The sequence below is a fragment of the Amycolatopsis granulosa genome, from assembly GCF_011758745.1.
GTDB classification, from domain to species: Bacteria; Actinomycetota; Actinomycetes; order Mycobacteriales; family Pseudonocardiaceae; genus Amycolatopsis_E; species Amycolatopsis_E granulosa.
In genome coordinates this window covers 952582-972077 of sequence record NZ_JAANOV010000001.1, presented here as the reverse complement: position 1 = coordinate 972077, position 19496 = coordinate 952582, and the positions used below count along the sequence as shown (strand labels likewise).

Here is a 19496-nt window from a genome sequence, read left to right as displayed (position 1 = left end):
CGTGCCGGAGCCCCGCCAGGAGCGCAGCCGGACCACCCGCCGCAAACTCATCGAGGCAGCCGTGGACTGCATCGGCGAGGTCGGGTGGGCCGGCACCACGGTCGCGCTGATCGCGCAGCGCGCCGGCGTTTCGCGCGGGGCCGCCCAGCACCACTTCCCGACCCGGGAGGACCTGGTCACCGCGGCCGTCGAGTACGTCGGCGAGGTGCAGATCGACGAGATGCGGCGGGACGCCCACGGGCTGCCCGCCGGGCGGTCCCGCATCGAGCCGGTGGTCGACATGCTGCTCAACCTCTACACCGGGCCGATGTTCCGCGCCGCCCTGCACCTGTGGGTGGCCGCGTCCAGCGACGAGTCGCTGCGGGCCGTGCTCGTCCCGCTGCAGGCCAAGGTCGGGCGCGAGGCGCACCGGCTCGCGGTGGAGCTGCTGGGGGTGGACGAGAGCCGGCCGGGCGTGCGCGAGCTCGTCCAGACGACCCTCGACCTCGCCCGCGGGCTCGGCCTGGCGAACCTCCTCGCCGACGACACCGCCCGTCGCCGGCGCATCATCCGCCACTGGGTGCGGGTCCTCGGACCCGCCGTGCCCGATCCGGAAGTCACCCCGGAAATCACCTCGGTGGGTGGCTGACGGCGTGTCGCCGCCTCGGTCGTTAACACTAATGGACCAATGTGCGATAACTGGGACAACAGCAGGTGACGACGCAAGGGGGTTGATCCCGGTGTCCGGTACAGGTGACGAGCTGTCCCATCGCGCGAGGGCGATGTTGCGGGCGGTGGCCCAGGGCCGCGCCGTGATGTCGTCGAGCTGCGAGCCGGACCTCTTCATCGACGGGGTCGCCTGCTGTGACCAGATGACGGCGCACGCCCTCGCTCACGGCGGCTACATCCGCCCGGCGACCGAGGACGGTGAGCGCCGGGTGCCCGCCGTCCTGACCGACGCCGGCCGCGCCGTGCTCGCGCCGGCCGTGGGCCACGTGGCCTGACCGGAACCTGCCGCGCGGGCACCTCCCGCGGGTCCCGTTCCCGCCGGACGTGCCCGGCGTTCTCCGTGATCGTCGGCGATGCCGACCATCACGCCGCGGCCGATCCGCGGCTCCTCGCTCAGCACCTAATGCGAGCACGGCCCCACGCACCGGCCGGCGCGCGGTCCTGCGTCGGAAGCGGTCCTGCACCGGGAGCGGTGGTGCGGGTCAGGACGTCCCGGCGCCGATGTCTTCGAACCACAGCTCCGGGTGCTGCTCGATGAACCCGGTCATCAGCGCCACGCACTCCGGGTCGTCCACGATCGTGATGCCCACGCCCAGCCCGGCGAGCCAGCAGTGGGCGCCGGAGAACGTGCGGGTCTCGCCGATCACCACGTGCGAGATGCCGAACTGCCGCACCAGACCGCTGCAGTACCAGCACGGTGAGAGAGTCGTCACCATGACCGTGTCGCGGTAGTGCGGCCGCCGGCCCGCGGCGCGGAAGGCCGCGGTCTCGGCGTGCATCGCCGGATCGTCGTCCTGAACCCGCCGGTTGTGACCCCGGCCGAGCAGCTCGCCGTCCACGGTGAACAGCGCCGCCCCGATGGGCACCCCGCCCTCGGAGCGGCCGAGCAGGGCCTCGTCGCGGGCGACGGCGAGCAGCTCGCCGGGATCCGGTTTCAGCATGCGCCCACTGTAGAGGCAGCCGGCGACGCCCAGGACGGCCCGGGCGGCGGATCCGGCGCCCGGAGGCGGTCCTCGTGACTCCGCTGACCGACCGCTTGGTATGACCACTACCGTGGCGGTGTGGCACCGTCGCGGTCAGGGCTGCGCGCCGAGCATGCGCAGTGCCAGGTCCCCGTACTCGCGGCCGAGCGCCTTCGGCGTCTTGCCGGTGCGTTCGGTGTACCAGCGTGCCACGTCGACGCCCAGCGACAGCACCGCCCGCGCGGCCGTCTTGACGTCGGCCACCTCGAACTGCCCGCGGGCCACCCCCTCGACGATGACCTCCCGCACGATGTGCTCGATGCGCCGCCGCAGGTCGGCCACCACCTGGTACTCCTGCTCCGGCAGCGCCTGCAGCTCGTACTGCACCACCCGGGCGATCGTGTGCCGGCGGGCGTGCCAGGCGACGAAGTCCGCGACGATGCGGCGCATCCGCTCGGCCGGCTCGTCGGCGCGCCGGGCGACGTCCTCGACCAGGTCGAGGGTCTGCTGGTGGCCGCTCTTGCTGATGGCGAACAGCAGCGCCGCCTTCGACGGGAAGTGCACGTACAGCGCGGCGGGACTCATGCCCGCCGCGCTCGCGATGTCACGCGTTGTCGTGGCGTGGTAGCCGCGGCGCGCGAACGACTCGACCGCGGCCTGCATCAACCGTCGCGCCGCGTCCGGCTGCACGTCCGGCCACAGTTCGGCGGACAGCGAGATCGTCATGGCGGCATCCTCCCAGTCGGGAACCGCTTGGCGGGAGACTTGACACGGCGGTCCGGGTGTCACCATTGTAAGCGAGCGCTTAGTCACGTGGACAGGAGACAGGAGACCTCATGGTGAACTCGTTCAAGGACCGCGTCGCGATCGTCACCGGCGCGAGCCGGGGTATCGGCTTCGGCATCGCCCGCGAGCTGGTGCAGCGCGGCGCGCGGGTGTGCATCACCGCCCGCAAGCCCGAGCCGCTGGCCGACGCCGTGAACGAGCTGGGCGGCCCCGGCGTCGCCATGGCGGTGGCCGGCAAGGCCGACGACCCGGCCCACCAGGACGAGGCGATCGCGAAGACGCTGGAGAGCTTCGGGCGGCTGGACATCCTGGTCAACAACACCGGGATCAACCCGGTCTACGGCCCGTTGCTCGACATCGACCCCGAGGTCGCGGCCAAGATCTTCACCGTCAACGTCCTCGCGCCGCTGGCCTGGCTGCGCAAGGCCCGCGACGCGTGGCTGGGTGAACACGGCGGCGCCGTCGTCAACGTCGCCTCCGTCGCCGGGCTGCGGGCTTCGCCGGGCATCGGCATGTACGGCGTGAGCAAGGCGGCCGTGGTCCGGATGACCCAGGAACTCGCGGTCGAGCTCGGCCCGAAGATCCGGGTCAACGCCGTCGCCCCGGCGGTGGTGAAGACGCAGTTCGCCACCGCGCTCTACGAGGGCCGCGAGGAAGAGGTCTCCGCGGCCTACCCGATGAAGCGGCTGGGCGTGCCCGAGGACATCGCCGGTGCGGTCGCGTTCCTGCTCTCCGACGAGGCCGGCTGGATCACCGGGCAGACGGTGGTCCTGGACGGCGGCCTGACGCTGGGGGGCGGTCTGTGAGCTTCCCGTTGCGCGGGGCCGGTGTGGTGATCACCGGTGGCGGTGGCGGCATCGGCGCGGCGCTGGCCCGGCGGTTCGCCGCCGAGGGGGCCCGGATCGTGCTCGCCGACCTCGACGCGCCGGCGGTGCAGGCCGTCGCCGCCGAGGTCGGCGCGGTCGCGGTGACCGGTGACGCGGCGAGCGTGGACGGCGTCGCCGCCCTGGTCTCGCGGGCGAGCGACGAGCTGGGTGGCATCGACCTGTACTGCGCCAACGCCGGCGTCGCCCCGCACGGCGGCCCGGAAGCTCCCGAGGAGGTGTGGGCACGGGCGTGGGACGTGAACGTGATGGCCCACGTCCGGGCCGCCAACGAGCTGTTGCCGGGCTGGCTGGCCCGCGGGCGCGGCCGGTTCCTCGCCACGGTGTCCGCGGCCGGGTTGCTGACCAGCCTCGGCTCGGCGCCGTACTCGGTGACCAAGCACGGGGCGCTCGCGTTCGCCGAGTGGCTGAGCGCCACCTACCGCCACCGCGGCATCACGGTCCAGGCGATCTGCCCGCAGGGCGTGAAGACGGACATGCTCGCCGCGACCGGCACCGCGGGTCAGCTGATCATGGGTGCGTCGGCGATCGAACCGTCCCAGGTGGCCGATTCGGTGATGGCGGCCTTCGCCGACGACCGGTTCCTGATCCTGCCGCACCCCGAGGTGGCCGCGTACTACGCCACCCGCGCGACCGAGACGGACCGGTGGCTCGGCGGGATGAACAAGCTGCAGCGCAAGGTCGAGGCCGCGCAGGAGCGATGAGCGGCCCGGGCGCGGCCACCTCGGGGCGCGCCGGCGGGAGCGGGTGGCGCACCGGACCGCGTGTGACCAGGGTGGACGCCCGGGCGCGGGTATGCTGTGCCGGTCGAGGAGGGACGTGGGCGATGACCGAGGAGCCGGTGCCGGCGAGACTGCTGTCGGTGGCGACGCGGTTGTTCGCCGAGCGGGGGTTCGACCGCACGTCGGTCCAGGAGATCGTCACCGCGGCCGGGGTCACCAAGGGCGCGATGTACCACTACTTCGGCTCCAAGGACGATCTGCTGCACGAGATCTACGGCCGGGTGCTGCGCCTGCAGACCGAGCAGCTGGAGAAGGTCGTCCACAATGGTGAGCCGGTGCGCGCCCGGCTGCGGTCGGCGGCGGTGGACGTCGTGGTGAGCAGCATCGAGAACCTCGACGACACCACGATCTTCTTCCAGTCCATGCACCAGCTCGGCGCCGACAAACGCAAGGCCGTGCGGGCCGATCGGCGCCACTTCCACGTGCTGTTCCGGTCCCTGGTCGAGGAAGGCCAGCGCGACGGCGTGTTCCGCACCGACAAGCCGGCGGACATCGTCGTGGACTTCTTCTTCGGTTCGGTGCACCACCTGGCGTTCTGGTACCGCAGCGACGGCCGGTTGAGCGCACGCGAGGTCGGCGAGCACTACGCCGATCTCCTGGTCGACTCGCTGCGGCCCTGAGCGCGCACCCCGGCGCGGCCGGCGCACCACCGGCCGCCCGGGGGTATGAACCACTCAGGCGGGCGGCAGGTCCACCAGCCCGGCCAGCGCGGCCCGATGCCGTCCCGGCGTGCCGAGTGCGAGCTCGTCGCTCTTGGCGCGCTTGAGGTACAGGTGCGCGGGGTGCTCCCAGGTCATCCCGATGCCGCCGTGCAGCTGCACCGACTCCTCGGCCGCGTGCAGGGCCACCGCGGAGCACGTCGCGGCCGCCACGGCGACCGCGACCGGCACATCGTCATCGCCGGTGGCCAGGGTGTCCGCGGCGTGCCGGGCCGTGGCGCGCGCCGACACGAGCTCCAGGTACAGGTCCGCCAGGCGGTGCTTGAGCGCCTGGAACGAACCCACCGGACGGCCGAACTGGTAACGCTGCTTCAGGTACGCCACCGTCTCTTCCAGGCACCGCTGCGCCAGCCCGACCTGCTCCGAGGCCAGCAACCCGGCGCCCGCGCGCAACGCCTGCCGCAACGCCGACCGGGCCTCCGCTCCGGACGCCAGCAACCGGGACGACGCGTTGTCGAACGACACATCGGCCAGCCGCCGCGTCAGGTCCAGCGACACCACGTCGCTCACCGTCGCCGCGGCTTTCTCCACTGCGTACAGACCCGGACCGTCCGGTCCCGCGGCCGGCACGATCAGCACGTCCGCCACCGGCGCGTCCGCCACCGCGCGGACCGCGCCGCTCAAGGCGCCCTCGGTGTTCGCCGAAACCCCGTCCGGGAACCCGGACTCCGGCGCCGAGGTCAGCGGCACCGCCAGCGCCCCGATCAGCTCGCCACCGGCCAGGCGGGGCACCAGTTCCCGGTCACCGGCCGCCAGCAGCGCCGCCGTCGCGAGCACCGCGCTCCCGAGGAACGGCACCGGCGCCACCGACCGGCCCAGCTCCTCCAGCACCACCGCCACCTCGCGGTGGGACGCACCCTGCCCGCCCAGCGACTCCGGCACCGCCAGCCCGGCCAGGCCGAGATCAGCGGCCAGCGTGCGCCACAGTTTCAGGTCGTACGGCTCGGCGCTCTCGGTCCGCGCCAGCACGGAGGTGAACCCGGCCCGGTCGGTCAGCAGGTCCCGGACACTGGCCCGCAGGTCCTCCTCGACCTCGGAGTACAGCAGATCGCTCACCGCGGCAGGTCCTTCCACGCGACGTCCTTGTCCACCCGCGGCTCGGACGGCAGGCCGAGCACGCGTTCGGAGATGATGTTGCGCAGCACCTCGGAGGTGCCGCCCTCGATCGAGTTGCCCTTGGCACGAAGGTAGCGGTACCCGGGGCCGCGGCCGAGCATGTCGACCTTCTCCGGCCGGCGCAACGTCCAGTCGTCGTAGCGCAGACCGTCCTCCCCGGACAGTTCGACCTCCAGACCGGTCAGCGCCTGCTGGAGCTTCGCGAACGCCAGCTTCATCGCCGAACCCTCCGGTCCCGGTGCGCCCACCGCCAGCTGCTGGCGCAACCGCTGCCCGGCCAGGCGCGCGGCCTCGGCCTCCACCCACAGCTTCAGCAACCGGTCGTGCAGCTCGGGCGTGCGCAGTTCCGGGCGTTCCCGCCAGGTCCGCGCCACCATCCCGATCAGACCGCCCTCACGCGGCATCGCGTTGCCGCCGATCGCGACCCGTTCGTTCATCAGCGTCGTCTGCGCGACCTTCCAGCCCTCGCCGACCGCGCCCAGCCGGTTGTCGTCGGGGATCCGCACCCCCGACAGGAACACCTCGTTGAACTCGGCCTCGCCGGTGAGCTGCCGCAGCGGCCGCACCTCCACGCCCGGATCGGTCATGTCGCAGATGAAGTAGGTCATGCCCTGGTGCTTGGGCACGTCCGGGTCGGTGCGGGTGACCAGGATGCCGAACCGGGCGATGTGTGCGACCGAGGTCCACACCTTCTGCCCGTCGACCACCCACTCGTCCCCGTCGCGCACCGCGCGGGTGCCCAGTGCGGCAAGGTCGGAGCCGGCGCCCGGTTCGCTGAACAGCTGGCACCACACCTCCTCGCCGGTCCACAGTGGACGAAGGTAGCGCCGTTTCTGCTCGTCGGTGCCGAACCGCAGGATCGTGGGCGCGGCCATCCCCAGCCCGATGCCGATCCGGCGCGGGTTGTTGTCCGGGGCGCCCGCCTTGGCCAGCTCGGCCTCGACGACGTTCTGCAGCTCCCGCGGCGCGCCCAGCCCGCCCAGGCCCTCCGGGTAGTGCACCCAGGCCAGGCCGGCGTCGAACCGCGCCCGCAGGAAGTCCAGCCGGTCCGTGCTCGCCGGTGGGTGGGCGGCGAGCAGCTCGCCCACCCGGGTACGCAGGTCGTCGGCGGTCAGCGTGCTCATCGGGCCTCCGATCGGTACTTCTTCAGCTCGCGGTGGGCGAGCGAGCGCTTGTGGACCTCGTCCGGTCCGTCGGCGAAGCGGAGCGTGCGGATGCCGGCCCACATCTGGGCCAGCGGGAAGTCCTGGGACAGCCCGCCCGCGCCGTGGGCCTGGATCGCCTTGTCCAGGATCCACTCGACGGTCTTCGGGGTGGCGATCTTGATCGCCTGGATCTCGGTGTGCGCACCGCGGTTGCCGACGGTGTCCATCAGCCACGCGGTCTTGAGCACCAGCAGCCGCAACTGCTCGACCTGCACCCGGGCCTCGGCGATCCAGTCCTGCACCACGCCCTGCTCGGCGATCGGCTTGCCGAACGCGGACCGGCTCAGTGTGCGGCGGCACATCATCTCGATGGCGCGCTCGGCGATCCCGATCGAGCGCATGCAGTGGTGGATGCGGCCCGGGCCAAGCCGCGCCTGCGCGATGGCGAACCCGTCGCCCTCCTCGCCGATCAGGTTCTCGGCCGGCACCCGTGCCTCGTCGAACACCACCTCGGCGTGCCCGCCGTGCGAGCCGTCGGTGTAGCCGAACACGTGCATGCCGCGCGTGACGTGCACGCCCGGGGTGTCCCGCGGCACCAGGATCTGGCTCTGCTGGCGGTGCGGCTCGGCGTCCGGGTCGGTCTTGCCCATCACGATGAAGATCTTGCAGTTCGGGTTCATCGCGCCGGTGATGTACCACTTGCGGCCGGTGACGACGTAGGAGTCGCCGTCGCGGCGGATGCTGGTGGCGATGTTGCGCGCGTCGGAGGAGGCCACCTCCGGCTCGGTCATCGCGAACGCCGAGCGGATCTCGCCGTCCAGCAGCGGTTGCAGCCACTGCTTGCGCTGCTGCTCGGTGCCGAACATCGCGAGGACTTCCATGTTCCCGGTGTCCGGTGCCGCGCAGTTCAGCGCGATCGGCGCCAGGTGCGGGCTGCGGCCGGTGATCTCCGCCAGCGGCGCGTACTGCAGGTTCGTCAGCCCCGGCCCGTGCTCGCCGGGCAGGAAGAAGTTCCACAGGCCGCGCTTGCGCGCCTCGGCCTGCAGGTCCGCCACGATCGGCGGGAAGGTCCACTCGTTCTCCCGCTGCGCCAGCTGCTCCTCATAGACCGGCTCGGCGGGGTAGATGTGCGAGTCCATGAACTCCAGGAGCCGGTCCCGCAGCTCCTCGGTGCGTGCGTCGAAGGCGAAATCCATGATCAGTCCTTGAGGGTGTCGAGTCCGAGGCTGACGAGCGGGACGACCGCGGCGCCGATCTGGTCGAAACCGGTGCCCACGGTCTTGCCCTGGCTGAACCGGTAGTAAATGCCTTCCAGGATCACCGCGAGCTTGAAGAACGCGAACGCGACGTACCAGTCCAGCGCCGAGACGTCCCGGCCGGAGCGGTCCGCGTACCGCGCGATCATCTCGTCGCTGCCCGGGTAGCCGGGTGCGGTGCTGACGTTGGACACGATCTCCAGGTCGACCTTGTCCCGCTCGGCGTAGGCGATGAGCAGCGCCAGGTCGGTCAGCGGATCGCCGAGGGTGGACATCTCCCAGTCCAGCACCGCGGTGATCCGGTCGGTCGAGTCGACCAGGACGTTGTCCAGCCGGTAGTCGCCGTGCACGATCGCCGCCGGCCCGGACACCGGGATGGCCCGTGCCAGCTGGTCGTGCAGGTCCTCCACGCCCGGCAGGTCCCGGCTGCGCGAGGCGTCCAGCTGCTTCTTCCACCGGCGCACCTGCCGCTCCAGGAAGCCCTCCGGCCGCCCGAAGTCGGCGAGCCCGACCGCGACCGGATCCACCGCGTGCAGGTCGACGAGCGTGTCCATCAGGGATTCGGCGATCGCCCTGGTGCGCTGCGGGCCGAGCGCCGCCAGTTCGCTCGCCGCCCGGTAGGGGGTGCCCGGCACGAACTCCATGACGTAGAACGACGCGCCGAGGACCTCGCTGTCCTCGCACAGCGCGACCGTGCGCGGCACCGGCACCGCGGTCCCGCCGAGCGCGCTGATCACCCGGTGCTCGCGGACCATGTCGTGCGCCGTCGGCAGGACGTGCCCGAGCGGGGGCCGCCGCACCACCCAGCGGCTGGTGCCGTCGCCGACGATGTAGGTCAGGTTCGAGCGGCCGCCCTGCACGACCTCGCCGGTCAGCGGGCCCCGCACGAGCCCGGGGAAGTGCTCGTCCAGGTAGCCGCGCAGCCGCGCGAGATCGAGTCCGGGCAGGTCTTCCTGGGTCACACTGGCCTCCTTGCCTCATTGCTGTACCGACCAGTCGGTATGTGGCTACCGTAGCGGAAGCCCGCCCGGAGGCGGGCTCGCCCTCAGCCGAGGTGCCGCGTGACCCACTCGGCCACGCACGCCGGCTTGGTCTCGCCGTCGATCTCGATGGTCCACCGCGTCACGGCCTGCTTGCCGCCCGGCACGTCGGTGACCTCGACCAGCTCGGCCACGCCGCGGATCTTCGCCCCGACCTTGACCGGCTGCGGGAAGCGCACCTTGTTCAGGCCGTAGTTGATGCCCATCGTCAGGTTGTCCACCCGGTAGGCGGACTGCGCGAGCATCGACAGCATCGACAGCGTCAGGAAGCCGTGGGCGATCGGGGCGCCGAACGGGCCCTGCTTCGCCTTCTCGACGTCCACGTGGATCCACTGGTGGTCACCGGTGGCGTCGGCGAAGGTGTTCACCTGCTCCTGCGTGACGGTGTGCCACTCGCTCGTGCCGAGCGTTTCGCCCACCGCCCGGGTGAGCTCGTCCAGTCCGGAGAAGACGCGCATGATGTCAGTCCTTCGGTCCGCCGGCCACGTAGACGACCTGGCCGGAGACGAACCCGGCGCCCTCGCTGACCAGGAACGACACGGTGTTCGCGATGTCATCCGGCGTGCCCACGCGCTGCACCGGGATCTCCTTGGCCGCGGCGGCCTTGAAGTCCTCGAACGACACGCCCAGCCGCTCGGCGGTCGCCGCGGTCATGTCCGTGGCGATGAAGCCCGGTGCGATCGCGTTCGCGGTGATGCCGAACTTGCCCAGCTCGATCGCCAGCGTCTTGGTGAAGCCCTGCATGCCGGCCTTGGCCGCCGAGTAGTTGACCTGGCCGCGGTTGCCCAGCGCGGAGGTGCTGGACAGGTTCACGATCCGGCCCCAGCGCTGCTCGGTCATGTACTTCTGGGTCGCGCGCGTCATCAGGAACGAGCCCCGCAGGTGCACGTTCAGCACCGCGTCCCAATCCTCGTCGGACATCTTGAAGATCAGGTTGTCCCGGGTGATGCCGGCGTTGTTGATCAGCACGGTCGGCGCACCCAGTTCTTCGGCGACCCGGCCCACCGCGGCCTCGACCTGCTCGGTGTTGCTGACGTCGAGCGCGATCCCGATCGCCTTGCCACCGGCGGAGGTGATGTCCTCCGCGCCCTGCTTCACGGACTCCTCGTTGAGGTCGAGCAGGGCGACGGCGAAACCGTCCGCGGCCAGCTTGCGTGCGACCGCGGCGCCGATACCTCGGCCGGCGCCGGTCACGATGGCGACCCGGGAGTGGGACTCGGTCACGGGAACTCCTCCTCGTCGTTGAGCGCGTCGGTAAGCGAGCGCTTAGAAAGCTACTCGCCTCCGGTGCGGTGCGGCTAAGTGACCTAGGTCACTTCCAGTGTGGTTCGATCGTAGTGACGGGACCGCCGGTGCAGCGAGCGCGAGCTGTTCGGCGGCCACCACCGGACGGGGCGAACTGTCCACAATGCACCGGCCAGGTCGCGCTCCGGGACGCCAGGGCGGGACACCTGCTCAGTCGTCGCCGAGCCTGTCGTCGCGGCCGGCCGCGATCCGCGGCCACTGGGCGATGGGGCGGCCGTCGATGCTGAACTGACCGCCCCGGGAACCCCAGCGCTGCGGCCAGCCGTCCGGCGAGTCCTCCCAGAACTCCTGGCGGCCGTGCACCGTCAGGTCCAGCAGCCCGTACGACGGTGCCATCACCTCGTTGCCGCGGGCGGTGGTCCAGTACGTCTCGAACACCCGGCCACCGTCGCGGAGGTAGCAGGCCAGGATGCCGAAGTGCCGGCCCGCGACGAGCTCGGCCACCGACTCCGGCGGCACCGCGTACCAGGGAACCGTCCAGCCCATGAAGTCGCGGTAGCGGGAGCTCTCCGGGTAGGGGCCCTCGCAGAAGGTGGCGTAGCTGACGTCCCGCGAGTGCAGGTAGGACAGCTCGGTGATGTGCGAGGTGGAGAAGGTGCAGCCCTCGCACTGCCCGGCTGCGGGCCGGCCGGTGTGCCACATGTGGAAGTAGGCGATCAGCTGGGACCGGCCGTCGAACACGTCGATCAGCGGCACCGGCCCGTCGGACCCGATCAGCGTCGTGGCCGGGTCGACCTCGACCATCGGCAGCCGGCGGCGCGCCGCGGCGAGGGCGTCGCCGGCGCGTGTGTGGGCCTTCTCCCCGGCCCGGAGCTCATCGATCTTCGCCTGCCAGCCGCGCCGGTCGGTGACCGGGGGGAGCGGGTGGTGCGAGGTGTCGGCCATCCGCCCTGCCTACTCCCGCCAGGTGCGGGGCGCAAGCAGTGGTGTGGGCGCATCAGCGTACCGGGCCGGTGACGTCCTCCTCCGGCGCGAGCTCAGGGCCGCCGGTATCGCCAGATCGGGACGGGCGATACCGGCCGCCACCACTGCCAACGAGCGGGGCCGAACCCGAATTCCCCCCGTACGGCGGCCGAGCCGGCGCGGGCCGGACGGCCAGCCACACCAGCACGAACACCGTGATCAGCAGATACGACGAGCCGAGCACGTGCTGCCACCACGTCCACCGCATCTCCACGTTGTCGGTCTGGGGCAGCAACGCGTGCGGCCCGACGGCGAACACCACCAGCACCGGGCTCCAGCGCGGGGCGCGCACGACCAGCACGAGGGCCGCGGGCAGCACCCACACCCAGTGGTGCGACCAGCTCACCGGCGATGCGAGCAGCCCTCCCGCGGCGATCGCCAGCAGTGCGGTCACCTCGTCGCGGGCGCGGCGGGCCGCCACGACGGCCAGGGCCATCGCCGCGGCCGCGAGCACGGCCCACAGCAGATTGCTCCCGGGCAGCAGGCGCGCCAGCACGGCCTGGATGTTCTGGTTGTACGCGTACACCGCGCCGCCGATGCGGTCGGTCTGGAACAGCGTCTGCGTCCAGTACTCGACGGAGTCGTGCGGCGCGAGCAGCCACGCGACGAGCCCGCACGCGGCGAACGAGCCGAGCGCGGTCGCCGCCGCCCGGTACCGGCCCCGGACGAGGAACAGCAGCACGAACACGGCGGGGGTCAGTTTGATCGCCGCCGCCACGCCGACCAGGAGGCCACGCGGCCATCGGGTGCGCGGCAGCAGGCAGTCCGCCGCGACGAGGCCCATCAGGATCAGGTTGATCTGCCCGTACCAGATGGTCTGCCGGACCGGCTCGGACAGCACCCACAGCGCGGCCGCGCTCATGCCCACGGCATCGGCCACCGCCTGCCGCGCGAAGAGGCGCCGGGCCACGAGCGTGGTGGTCACCGCGAGGGCGGCCGCCGAGACGAAGCTGATCACGAACTTCGACAGGTGCCACTGCAGCAGCTGCACCGGGGCGAACAGGATCGCCGCGAACGGCGGATACGTGAACGGCAGGCGGGCGCCCGGCACCATCTGGGCGAACTCCGGTGAGTACAGTCCGACACCGGTCCGCCACGCCAGGCCGCCCGTGCGGTAGACGTGCAGGTCGATGAACCCCGGCACGGCCAGCACCCACGTGGCCACGGACAGCACCAGGACCATGGCGGCACGGAACCGGATCCGGCGCAGTGTCTCCGGCTGTTCCTGGACGGCGTCCCACCACGCCGCGATCCGGCTGGTCCAGACCATGCCACCGGCACCACTCACGTCGACCCCCAGTCATGACGCGGCCCCGGGCCGCGTGCCCCAGTGATCGCCATTCTGGCAGCGGCCCCCACGGTGCCGGCGTGGAGGCCCCCTGATCAGCGACGGGCGTGCGGACGACGCGCCAGGCGGGCTGCGGGCCGGCCGCCCGATGCGGCGGTACGGTCGGCGGCCCCCGCCCGATCGCTCGGCACGGTATGGGACGGCCGGCCCTCCGGTGACGGGGCGGGATGGTGGCACGGCCGGCCAGCGCGCCGCGAGACGCGGAAGCAGATGCCCCCGGCCCGTCCGCGCCCCAGTGCCCCGGAGCGGCGAACACGCGGACCGGAGCGGCGAACCGCGCGTGTTTGCCGGCCGGGGCGGCGTGTTTGCCTGGCGGGGTGGCGTGTTGGCCGGGGGACGACGTCGCGAGGGTGCGATCAGGTCCGGAGGGGGAACGGGCCGGTCAGGAGCCGTTGTCCGGCTCGTCCTCCTCCGCGCTCGGCGGCCGGGTCTCCGAGGTGCCGCCGAAGCCCGGGGCCAGATCGGCCGGGTTCGGGGACGACTCGTCGGCGTTCGGGCCGCCCTGCGGCGGGTCGGACTGCGGAATGCCCGGCGCCGACTCCGGCTTGTGGTTCGCCTTGTCGTTCATGGTGACTCCTTCCCGGGTGCGGTGGGAATTCCCCACGGCGCGCGGGTCAAACGGCGGCCACCCCGGGCGACGGGGGGCGGCGGGCCGGAAGAAGTTCACCCACCGTGTCGATCCGGCTCGTTCTGCTTCGACGTGATCAGGACAGCAACTTCGGCGGAAGGATCGATCATGACACGCATTCCGGTCTCGCAGGCATCGCTCACCCCGGTCGTCCTGGGTGTCGTCCGCATCGTGGTGGGGCTGTTGTTCGCCTGCCACGGGCTCCAGGGGTTCGGCGCGTTCGGCGGCATCGACGGTCAGGGCGGCGCCATGCCGTTCGCGGTGTGGCCCGGCTGGTGGGCCGGGCTGATCGAACTGGTGGGTGGCGTGCTCGTGCTGGTGGGCCTCGGCACGCGGGCCGCGGCGCTGCTCTGCTCCGGTGTCATGGCCTATGCCTACTTCACCGTCCACCAGCCCCTGGCCGCGTTGCCGCTGCAGAACATGGGGGAGCCGGCGGCCCTGTACAGCTGGGTGTTCCTGCTGATCGCGGTCACCGGACCGGGCCGGTTCGCGCTCGCCGGCCTGCGGCGGCGGGGCGCGGCCGAGCGGGCGGAGCGCGTCCCCGTGGGAGCGTGACTCAGGCCGGCTGCCGGGCGAGGTCCTCGTCGCGCAGCAGCGGCGACCCGGCCAGCAGCACGGTGCAGCAGGCCAGCGCTCCCGCGGCGGCCAGGTCGGCGATGATCCACGGCCTGCCGCGGACGTGCTCCCCGAACACCAGCAGGTCCCAGCCCAGCGCGACCAGCGGGTTGGTCAGCACGAGCCCGGGCTGGGCGGCGACGAGCCGCCCGGCCCGCAGCGCCGTCTGCAGCAGGAAGAACCCGATGGGCCCGGCGACCAGCATCGCGTAGGTCTGCCACGCCTGGAACAGACCGCTCACCCCGCCGGCTCGCAGCGCCGCGGTGATCCCGGCCATCAGGACCGCGGTGAACCGAACCACATGCCGGCACCGGCGCCCAGGAAGGCCGCGTGGTACGTCGTCTCGTTCCGCCGCCCCGCGGTCACGAGCACCGCCACGCAGGCGACCGTCACCGCGCTGCCCAGCAGCCACTCCAGCGCGGAGACCTTCCCGGGATCACCGCGGCCCGGGGCGAGCGCGAACAGCAGCAGCCCCACCGCCGCCGCCATCCCGACCGCGGCGACCCAGTCGCGCGTGCGCAGGCGGGTGTGGAACACCAGCGCGGACAGCACGAGCGTGAACGCCAGCTCCGCGACCATGATCGGCTGCACCCCGACGATCGGCCCGGTCGCGAGGGCCGCGGCTTGCAGCACCAGACCCGACAGCATCACGAGTACACCCGCGACCCACACCGGAGTGGTGACGAGCCCCTTGAGCGCCGCGACATCGAGGTCGCCGCCCTGGGGCTGTTTCCGCGTCCCGGCGCGCTGCAGCACGGACCCCGCGGCGTTCGCGAAGGCGGCGAGCACCGCCAGGAGCACGGTCAGCACGGTTTCACGGTGACACGGCTGCCGGCCGTGCGCAGGCGCGCGACCACGGCGGGAGCGGGACCGGCCGGTCAGCCGCCGAGCTCGGCGGCTCCCAGGGTGTTCAGCACCCGCTCCGGGCCGATGCCGCACGCCTCCGCGCGCACGGTCCCGTTCCCGAGCCAGTCCAGCTGCCCGGGGGCGTGGGCGTCGGTGTCGATGGCGAACACGCAGCCGATCTCCGCGGCCATCGCGAGCAGCTCGCCGGGCGGGTCCCGGCGTTCCGGGCGGCAGTTGATCTCCACCGCGGTACCGCTCTCCCGGCACGCCGTGAACACGGTCTCCGCGTCGAACTCCGACTGCGGCCGTCCCCGCCCGGTGATGAGCCGGCCGGTGCAGTGGCCGAGGACGTCGACCAGCGGGTTGCGCACCGCGGCCACCATCCGGTCGGTCATCGGGCCGGCCGGCATCCGCAGCTGGGAATGCACGCTGGCCACCACCACGTCCAGCCGGTCCAGCAGGTCGTCGCGCTGGTCGAGTGAGCCGTCCTCGAGGATGTCCACCTCGATGCCGGTCAGGATGCGGAACGGCGCCAGCTTCTCGTTCAGCTCCGCCACCAGTTCCAGCTGCCGCAGCAGACGCTCGGACGACAGCCCGCGCGCCACCGTCAGCCGCGGCGAGTGGTCGGTCAGCGCGATCCACTCGTGCCCCAGCGCTCGTGCCGCCTCGGCCATCTCCTCCGGCGGGCTGCCGCCGTCCGACCAGTCCGAGTGCGTGTGGCAGTCGCCCTTCAACGCGCCGCGCAGCCCCGACCGGTCGGGCTCGGGCGCTTCCGCCAGCAGTTTCGCCAGGTAGGCGGGCTGTTCCCCGGCACAGGCCTGCTCGACCACCTGTGCGGTGGCCGGTCCGATGCCCGGCAGCGCCTTCAGGGTGCCCTGCCGCACCCGGTCGGCCAGCTCGTCCGCGGGCAGCCCGGCCACCACGGCCGCGGCACGCCGGAACGCCCGCACCCGGTAGGTGGGGGCGCCGGCGCGCTCCAGCTCGAACGCGATCTGCCGCAGTGCCTGTGCCGGATCCACGACACCACACCTACCGCGCCGCGCCGGCGCACGCACGTTCAGACGCCGGTGACCCCGTCGATGCCCTCCCGCAGGAGGTCGGCGTGCCCGTTGTGCCGGGCGTACTCGTGGATCATGTGCAGCATCACCGCACGCAGTGCGGTGTGAGCGTTCCAGCGCGGTGCGAAGACGGTCACGTCGAGCGATTCGGCGGCCCGCTCGATGCGCCGCGCGTGCGCGACCTCTTCCTGCCACGCGGTGAACGCCTCGGACCGGGTCGAGGTCCGCGCGTCGTAGGCGACCTGGAAGTCCCTGTCCGCGGACCACACCAGGGGCAGGTCGGTCTCGCCGCCGATGGTGCGCCGGAACCAGGCCCGTTCCACCTCGGCCATGTGCCGCACCAGCCCGAGCAGCGAGAGCGCCGAGGGTGGCATGGACCGCGCGCGCAAGTCCTCATCGGACAGACCGTCGCACTTCCAGGCGAGGGTGGCGCGGTGGAACTCCAGGTGGGCGCGCAGCATCTCGCGCTCACCGGCGACGGTGGGAACCACGGGGCGTTCGGTCGGCATCGTGCGGCAGCGTACCGGGCGGCCCGGGCACCTCGTCACCGGGCGCGGATGATCGCTCGTAGCGTAATCGCCACGCTCAGGGCGAACACGGCCCCGCCGCAGGCCTGCAAGGCCTACGTTGGCCGTCATGACCCTGCGAGTTCTCCCGTCCGCGAGCGCCTCGGCCTCGATGGACGATTCGGTGTTCGAACAACTGCTGCGCGACCGGATCGTGTTCCTCGGTTCCGAGGTGACCGACGCGGTCGCCAACCGGATCACCGCACAGCTGCTGCTGCTCGCGGCCGAGGATCCGCACAAGGACATCACCTTCTACATCAACTCGCCCGGCGGATCGGTGACCGCGGGCATGGCGATCTACGACACCATGCGCCTCATCCAGCCGGACGTGTCCACCTGGGGACTCGGTTTCGTGGCGTCCATGGGTCAGTTCCTGCTGTCCTCCGGCACCCCCGGCAAGCGTTACCTGCTGCCCAACACCCGCGTCCTGATGCACCAGCCCTCCGCCGGCATCAGCGGAGCGGCCAGCGACATCGCCATCCAGGCGGAGGTCTTCGGCCGCATGAAGCGCCGCATCGCGGAGATCACCGCCCGGCAGACGGGCCAGCCGGTGGACCGCATCACGGCCGACGCGGACCGCGACCGCTGGTTCGACGCCGAGGAGGCCCTCGCCTACGGGTTCGTCGATCACGTCGTCGGCGTCGACGAGCAGGCGGCGACCGCGTAGCGGGCCTACCGGCGGGTAGGCTGCGGTCATGGGTGTCGCCGCCGACGAACGCCGTGCGCTGAGCCAGCTGCTGACCGAGGCCGGGCCGGAGGAGCCCACCCTGTGCCGGGGGTGGCTCACCCGGGACCTCGCCGCGCACCTGGTGGTGCGGGAAAGCCGGCCGGACGCCGCGCTGGGCATCGTCCTGCCACCGCTGGCCGGGCACACCCGGCGCGTGCAGGACGCGATCGCCGCCCAGCCGTGGCTCCGGCTGGTCGAGCGGGTGCGTCGCGGCCCGGCCTGGTACTGGCCCACCGCGATCGGGAAACTCGACGAGCTGGCCAACACCGCGGAGTTCCTCGTGCACCACGAGGACGTACGGCGCGGCCGCCCGGGCTGGCAGCCGCGTCCGGCGGATCCGGCCCGCGACGCCGCCGCGTGGCGCGCGGCCCGCACCGCCGCGAAGCTGAACCTGCGCCGGGTCCCGGTCGGGGTCACCCTGCGTACCCCGGGCGGCGACGTGGCCGTGGTGCGTGGCGGTGCCGCGCAGGTCACCGTCACCGGCGACCCGGTCGAACTGCTGCTGTTCGTGTTCGGGCGCGACGCCGTGCACGTTTCCTTCGAGGGCGGCCCGGCAGCGGTCGGCCGCCTCAAGTCCGCGGGACGCGGGATCTAGCCCGCGCCCGGGCCACTCGCTACGGTCCGGGTTGAAGTACCAGGTCGCCCGGCGGATCCGCTCCGGGCAGGAGACCGTGCGGGCCGTGCTGACCGAGGTCGAGAACTGGCCGTCCTGGACCGCGTCGACGACCTCGGTGCGGTCGCGTGAGCCGGGGCCGTTGCGGTAGGGGAGCGAGGCGACGGTGAAGCAACCGGGCCCGCCCGCGCTCGGTGGCGGGTCACCGAGCTCACCGGCCGGCGGAGCGTCACCTGGCAGGCCGGCTCTCGCGGACTCACCACGGTCGGCTGGCACCGGATGGCGCCGGCACCGTGACCGCGACGATCGGTGTCGTGCAGCGTCGTGCAGCGCGGCCCGCTCGCCCCGCTGATCCGCCGTCCTGTTCGGACCGCGGATCCGCCGGTTCGTCACCATGGAGGCCGACAGGCCCCGGTGCACTGCCGAAAGCAGGTGATCATCGCGGCGCGGTGTGGGAGGCTGCGGGGGTGACACGCAAGGTGATCCTCGACGTCGACACCGGTACCGACGACGCGGTCGCGATCATGCTGGCCGCCCTGCACCCGGACCTCGACCTGGCCGCGGTGACCACCGTCAGCGGCAACGTGCCGCTGGCCGCCACCACCGACAACACGCTGCGCGTGCTGGACGCGATCGGCCGCCCGGACATCCCGGTGCACCCGGGGCTGGCCCACCCGATCGCGCGGCGCGGGTTCCCCGGGCCGCGGCACTTCGAAGCCGGCTCGGCCCGCGACATGCACGGCACGTCCCTGCCGTTGCCGGCACCCCGCACCGCCGCGCGCGCGGAGTCGGCGGTCGAGTTCCTGCTGCACACCCTGCGCACCACCACCGAACCGGTGACGCTGGTGCCGGTCGGGCCGCTCAGCACCATCGCCACCGTGCTCGCGGCCGATCCGTCGGTGCGCGACGCGGTCGCCGAGCTCGTCATCATGGGTGGCGCGCACGACCACGGCAACGTGACGCCGTCCGCCGAGTTCAACATCTGGGCCGACCCGGAGGCCGCGGCCATGGTGCTGTCGGCCGGCGTTTCGCGCCTGACACTCGTCACGCTCGACGCCACGCACCGCGCGCTGGTCACCCGCGACGATTGCGTGAAGCTGAGCGGGCTCGGCACCCCCGCCGGCCGGGCGGCCGCAGACCTGATCACGCGCCGCATCGACGCCTACTCGGCCGGACGCGGCGTCGCCGCGGACGATGCCGCGCCAGTTCACGACGCGGTGTGCATCGCCTACCTGCTGCGCCCGGAGGTGATCACCACCCGCCCGGTGCACGTCGAGGTCGAGACGACCGGAAGCCGCACCGTCGGCCGGACCGTGATGGACCTCCGTCCGAACGCGACCGGCGAGCCGAACGCGCGGGTGGCGTTCGACGCCAGGGCGGACGTGCTGGTCGACCTGCTGCTGAGCACGTTCGCCTGAACCCCCGGGTG

Annotated in this window: 25 protein-coding genes; 10 read left to right on the top strand and 15 right to left on the bottom strand. The window is 72.5% G+C overall.

All coding sequences use genetic code 11. The features are described 5' to 3' along the window. The first annotated feature begins 1 nt into the window (after nucleotide 1). Nucleotides 2–628: a TetR family transcriptional regulator gene (locus FHX45_RS04780; protein ID WP_167096998.1), complete on the top strand. Its 627-nt coding sequence runs from the start codon at nucleotides 2–4 to the stop codon at nucleotides 626–628. A 91-nt stretch (nucleotides 629–719) separates the two neighbouring features. Further along, nucleotides 720–983, top strand: coding sequence for a hypothetical protein (locus FHX45_RS04775; RefSeq protein ID WP_341771352.1), 264 nt, complete (start codon nucleotides 720–722; stop codon nucleotides 981–983). 207 nt (nucleotides 984–1190) lie between these two features. Here FHX45_RS04775 and FHX45_RS04770 read toward each other — a convergent pair whose 3' ends face one another. Beyond that, complete coding sequence (locus FHX45_RS04770; protein WP_167096997.1) at nucleotides 1191–1649, bottom strand: nucleoside deaminase; 459 nt, start codon at nucleotides 1647–1649, stop codon at nucleotides 1191–1193. A 135-nt stretch (nucleotides 1650–1784) separates the two neighbouring features. Next, nucleotides 1785–2396 carry a TetR/AcrR family transcriptional regulator gene (locus tag FHX45_RS04765; RefSeq protein ID WP_167096995.1) on the bottom strand — a complete coding sequence of 204 codons (612 nt, stop codon included), beginning with the start codon at nucleotides 2394–2396 and terminating at the stop codon, nucleotides 1785–1787. Nucleotides 2397–2506: 110 nt separating this feature from the next. On the opposite strand from FHX45_RS04765, the gene FHX45_RS04760 reads away from it, so the two are divergent. The 3 genes from FHX45_RS04760 (at nucleotide 2507) to FHX45_RS04750 (ending at nucleotide 4742) form a co-directional block, all read left to right on the top strand. Continuing rightward, nucleotides 2507–3262 carry an SDR family oxidoreductase gene (locus FHX45_RS04760; protein ID WP_167096993.1) on the top strand — a complete coding sequence of 252 codons (756 nt, stop codon included), beginning with the start codon at nucleotides 2507–2509 and terminating at the stop codon, nucleotides 3260–3262. Beyond that, nucleotides 3259–4044 carry an SDR family NAD(P)-dependent oxidoreductase gene (locus FHX45_RS04755; protein WP_167096992.1) on the top strand — a complete coding sequence of 262 codons (786 nt, stop codon included), beginning with the start codon at nucleotides 3259–3261 and terminating at the stop codon, nucleotides 4042–4044. Before FHX45_RS04760 ends, FHX45_RS04755 begins: the two co-directional genes overlap by 4 nt. Nucleotides 4045–4166: 122 nt before the next feature. Continuing rightward, nucleotides 4167–4742 (top strand): TetR/AcrR family transcriptional regulator, encoded by a 576-nt coding sequence (locus tag FHX45_RS04750; RefSeq protein WP_167096990.1) that lies wholly within the window; start codon nucleotides 4167–4169, stop codon nucleotides 4740–4742. A gap of 54 nt (nucleotides 4743–4796) precedes the next feature. Here FHX45_RS04750 and FHX45_RS04745 read toward each other — a convergent pair whose 3' ends face one another. From FHX45_RS04745 to FHX45_RS04705, 9 genes are all read right to left on the bottom strand, one after another. Then, nucleotides 4797–5897 (bottom strand): acyl-CoA dehydrogenase family protein, encoded by a 1101-nt coding sequence (locus tag FHX45_RS04745; protein WP_167096988.1) that lies wholly within the window; start codon nucleotides 5895–5897, stop codon nucleotides 4797–4799. Continuing rightward, nucleotides 5894–7081 (bottom strand): acyl-CoA dehydrogenase family protein, encoded by a 1188-nt coding sequence (locus FHX45_RS04740; protein ID WP_167096986.1) that lies wholly within the window; start codon nucleotides 7079–7081, stop codon nucleotides 5894–5896. The genes FHX45_RS04745 and FHX45_RS04740 overlap by 4 nt, the downstream gene beginning before the upstream one ends. Next, entirely contained in the window at nucleotides 7078–8298 is a 1221-nt protein-coding gene (locus FHX45_RS04735; RefSeq protein ID WP_167096984.1) for an acyl-CoA dehydrogenase family protein, read from the bottom strand. Before FHX45_RS04735 ends, FHX45_RS04740 begins: the two co-directional genes overlap by 4 nt. Before the next feature lie 2 nt (nucleotides 8299–8300). Next, nucleotides 8301–9320 carry a phosphotransferase gene (locus tag FHX45_RS04730; protein WP_167096982.1) on the bottom strand — a complete coding sequence of 340 codons (1020 nt, stop codon included), beginning with the start codon at nucleotides 9318–9320 and terminating at the stop codon, nucleotides 8301–8303. A gap of 83 nt (nucleotides 9321–9403) precedes the next feature. Further along, complete coding sequence (locus FHX45_RS04725) at nucleotides 9404–9856, bottom strand: MaoC family dehydratase (RefSeq protein WP_167096980.1); 453 nt, start codon at nucleotides 9854–9856, stop codon at nucleotides 9404–9406. A gap of 4 nt (nucleotides 9857–9860) precedes the next feature. Beyond that, entirely contained in the window at nucleotides 9861–10622 is a 762-nt protein-coding gene (gene fabG, locus FHX45_RS04720) for a 3-oxoacyl-ACP reductase FabG (RefSeq protein ID WP_167096978.1), read from the bottom strand. 231 nt (nucleotides 10623–10853) lie between these two features. After that, the gene (locus FHX45_RS04715) at nucleotides 10854–11588 is read right to left on the bottom strand and encodes a DUF899 family protein (RefSeq protein WP_167096976.1); all 735 of its coding nucleotides are present in this window, start codon (nucleotides 11586–11588) and stop codon (nucleotides 10854–10856) included. A 52-nt stretch (nucleotides 11589–11640) separates the two neighbouring features. Then, nucleotides 11641–12936, bottom strand: a complete 1296-nt coding sequence (locus tag FHX45_RS04710) for a glycosyltransferase 87 family protein (RefSeq protein ID WP_167096974.1) — start codon at nucleotides 12934–12936, stop codon at nucleotides 11641–11643. 460 nt (nucleotides 12937–13396) lie between these two features. Continuing rightward, nucleotides 13397–13582 (bottom strand): hypothetical protein, encoded by a 186-nt coding sequence (locus FHX45_RS04705; RefSeq protein ID WP_167096972.1) that lies wholly within the window; start codon nucleotides 13580–13582, stop codon nucleotides 13397–13399. Nucleotides 13583–13750: 168 nt separating this feature from the next. On the opposite strand from FHX45_RS04705, the gene FHX45_RS04700 reads away from it, so the two are divergent. Beyond that, nucleotides 13751–14197 carry a DoxX family protein gene (locus tag FHX45_RS04700; protein ID WP_167096970.1) on the top strand — a complete coding sequence of 149 codons (447 nt, stop codon included), beginning with the start codon at nucleotides 13751–13753 and terminating at the stop codon, nucleotides 14195–14197. A gap of 1 nt (nucleotide 14198) precedes the next feature. On the opposite strand, the gene FHX45_RS27940 is transcribed toward FHX45_RS04700, so the two are convergent. The 4 genes from FHX45_RS27940 to FHX45_RS04685 all read right to left on the bottom strand — a co-directional run bounded on the left by FHX45_RS27940 (nucleotide 14199) and on the right by FHX45_RS04685 (nucleotide 16670). Continuing rightward, nucleotides 14199–14558, bottom strand: coding sequence for a DMT family protein (locus FHX45_RS27940; RefSeq protein WP_243868924.1), 360 nt, complete (start codon nucleotides 14556–14558; stop codon nucleotides 14199–14201). Beyond that, nucleotides 14534–15067 carry a DMT family transporter gene (locus FHX45_RS27935; RefSeq protein ID WP_243868923.1) on the bottom strand — a complete coding sequence of 178 codons (534 nt, stop codon included), beginning with the start codon at nucleotides 15065–15067 and terminating at the stop codon, nucleotides 14534–14536. Before FHX45_RS27935 ends, FHX45_RS27940 begins: the two co-directional genes overlap by 25 nt. A gap of 68 nt (nucleotides 15068–15135) precedes the next feature. Next, on the bottom strand, nucleotides 15136–16122 hold the full coding sequence (locus tag FHX45_RS04690; RefSeq protein ID WP_167096968.1) for a PHP domain-containing protein: 987 nt from the start codon (nucleotides 16120–16122) through the stop codon (nucleotides 15136–15138). A gap of 38 nt (nucleotides 16123–16160) precedes the next feature. Continuing rightward, a complete protein-coding gene (locus tag FHX45_RS04685; protein ID WP_167096967.1) occupies nucleotides 16161–16670 on the bottom strand; it encodes a DinB family protein in 510 nt (169 codons plus the stop codon). 127 nt (nucleotides 16671–16797) lie between these two features. On the opposite strand from FHX45_RS04685, the gene FHX45_RS04680 reads away from it, so the two are divergent. The 4 genes from FHX45_RS04680 to FHX45_RS04665 all read left to right on the top strand — a co-directional run bounded on the left by FHX45_RS04680 (nucleotide 16798) and on the right by FHX45_RS04665 (nucleotide 19485). Then, entirely contained in the window at nucleotides 16798–17394 is a 597-nt protein-coding gene (locus FHX45_RS04680) for a ClpP family protease (protein ID WP_167096966.1), read from the top strand. A 28-nt stretch (nucleotides 17395–17422) separates the two neighbouring features. Further along, nucleotides 17423–18049, top strand: a complete 627-nt coding sequence (locus FHX45_RS04675) for a TIGR03085 family metal-binding protein (RefSeq protein WP_167096965.1) — start codon at nucleotides 17423–17425, stop codon at nucleotides 18047–18049. 31 nt (nucleotides 18050–18080) lie between these two features. Beyond that, nucleotides 18081–18218, top strand: a complete 138-nt coding sequence (locus FHX45_RS27930; RefSeq protein ID WP_243868922.1) for an SRPBCC family protein — start codon at nucleotides 18081–18083, stop codon at nucleotides 18216–18218. A 316-nt stretch (nucleotides 18219–18534) separates the two neighbouring features. Continuing rightward, a complete protein-coding gene (locus tag FHX45_RS04665) occupies nucleotides 18535–19485 on the top strand; it encodes a nucleoside hydrolase (RefSeq protein ID WP_167096964.1) in 951 nt (316 codons plus the stop codon). Nucleotides 19486–19496 lie beyond the last annotated feature (11 nt).

What these genes read in the sequence shown, in the direction of transcription:
- FHX45_RS04770 (WP_167096997.1), bottom strand. Translation starts at nt 1,649, where the DNA reads ATGCTGAAACCGGATCCCGGCGAGCTGCTCGCCGTCGCCCGCGACGAG.
- FHX45_RS04765 (WP_167096995.1), bottom strand. Translation starts at nt 2,396, where the DNA reads ATGACGATCTCGCTGTCCGCCGAACTGTGGCCGGACGTGCAGCCGGAC.
- FHX45_RS04760 (WP_167096993.1), top strand. Translation starts at nt 2,507, where the DNA reads ATGGTGAACTCGTTCAAGGACCGCGTCGCGATCGTCACCGGCGCGAGC.
- FHX45_RS04750 (WP_167096990.1), top strand. Translation starts at nt 4,167, where the DNA reads ATGACCGAGGAGCCGGTGCCGGCGAGACTGCTGTCGGTGGCGACGCGG.
- FHX45_RS04740 (WP_167096986.1), bottom strand. Translation starts at nt 7,081, where the DNA reads ATGAGCACGCTGACCGCCGACGACCTGCGTACCCGGGTGGGCGAGCTG.
- FHX45_RS04735 (WP_167096984.1), bottom strand. Translation starts at nt 8,298, where the DNA reads ATGGATTTCGCCTTCGACGCACGCACCGAGGAGCTGCGGGACCGGCTC.
- FHX45_RS04725 (WP_167096980.1), bottom strand. Translation starts at nt 9,856, where the DNA reads ATGCGCGTCTTCTCCGGACTGGACGAGCTCACCCGGGCGGTGGGCGAA.
- FHX45_RS04715 (WP_167096976.1), bottom strand. Translation starts at nt 11,588, where the DNA reads ATGGCCGACACCTCGCACCACCCGCTCCCCCCGGTCACCGACCGGCGC.
- FHX45_RS04710 (WP_167096974.1), bottom strand. Translation starts at nt 12,936, where the DNA reads ATGGTCTGGACCAGCCGGATCGCGGCGTGGTGGGACGCCGTCCAGGAA.
- FHX45_RS04705 (WP_167096972.1), bottom strand. Translation starts at nt 13,582, where the DNA reads ATGAACGACAAGGCGAACCACAAGCCGGAGTCGGCGCCGGGCATTCCG.
- FHX45_RS04700 (WP_167096970.1), top strand. Translation starts at nt 13,751, where the DNA reads ATGACACGCATTCCGGTCTCGCAGGCATCGCTCACCCCGGTCGTCCTG.
- FHX45_RS04685 (WP_167096967.1), bottom strand. Translation starts at nt 16,670, where the DNA reads ATGCCGACCGAACGCCCCGTGGTTCCCACCGTCGCCGGTGAGCGCGAG.
- FHX45_RS04680 (WP_167096966.1), top strand. Translation starts at nt 16,798, where the DNA reads ATGACCCTGCGAGTTCTCCCGTCCGCGAGCGCCTCGGCCTCGATGGAC.
- FHX45_RS04675 (WP_167096965.1), top strand. Translation starts at nt 17,423, where the DNA reads ATGGGTGTCGCCGCCGACGAACGCCGTGCGCTGAGCCAGCTGCTGACC.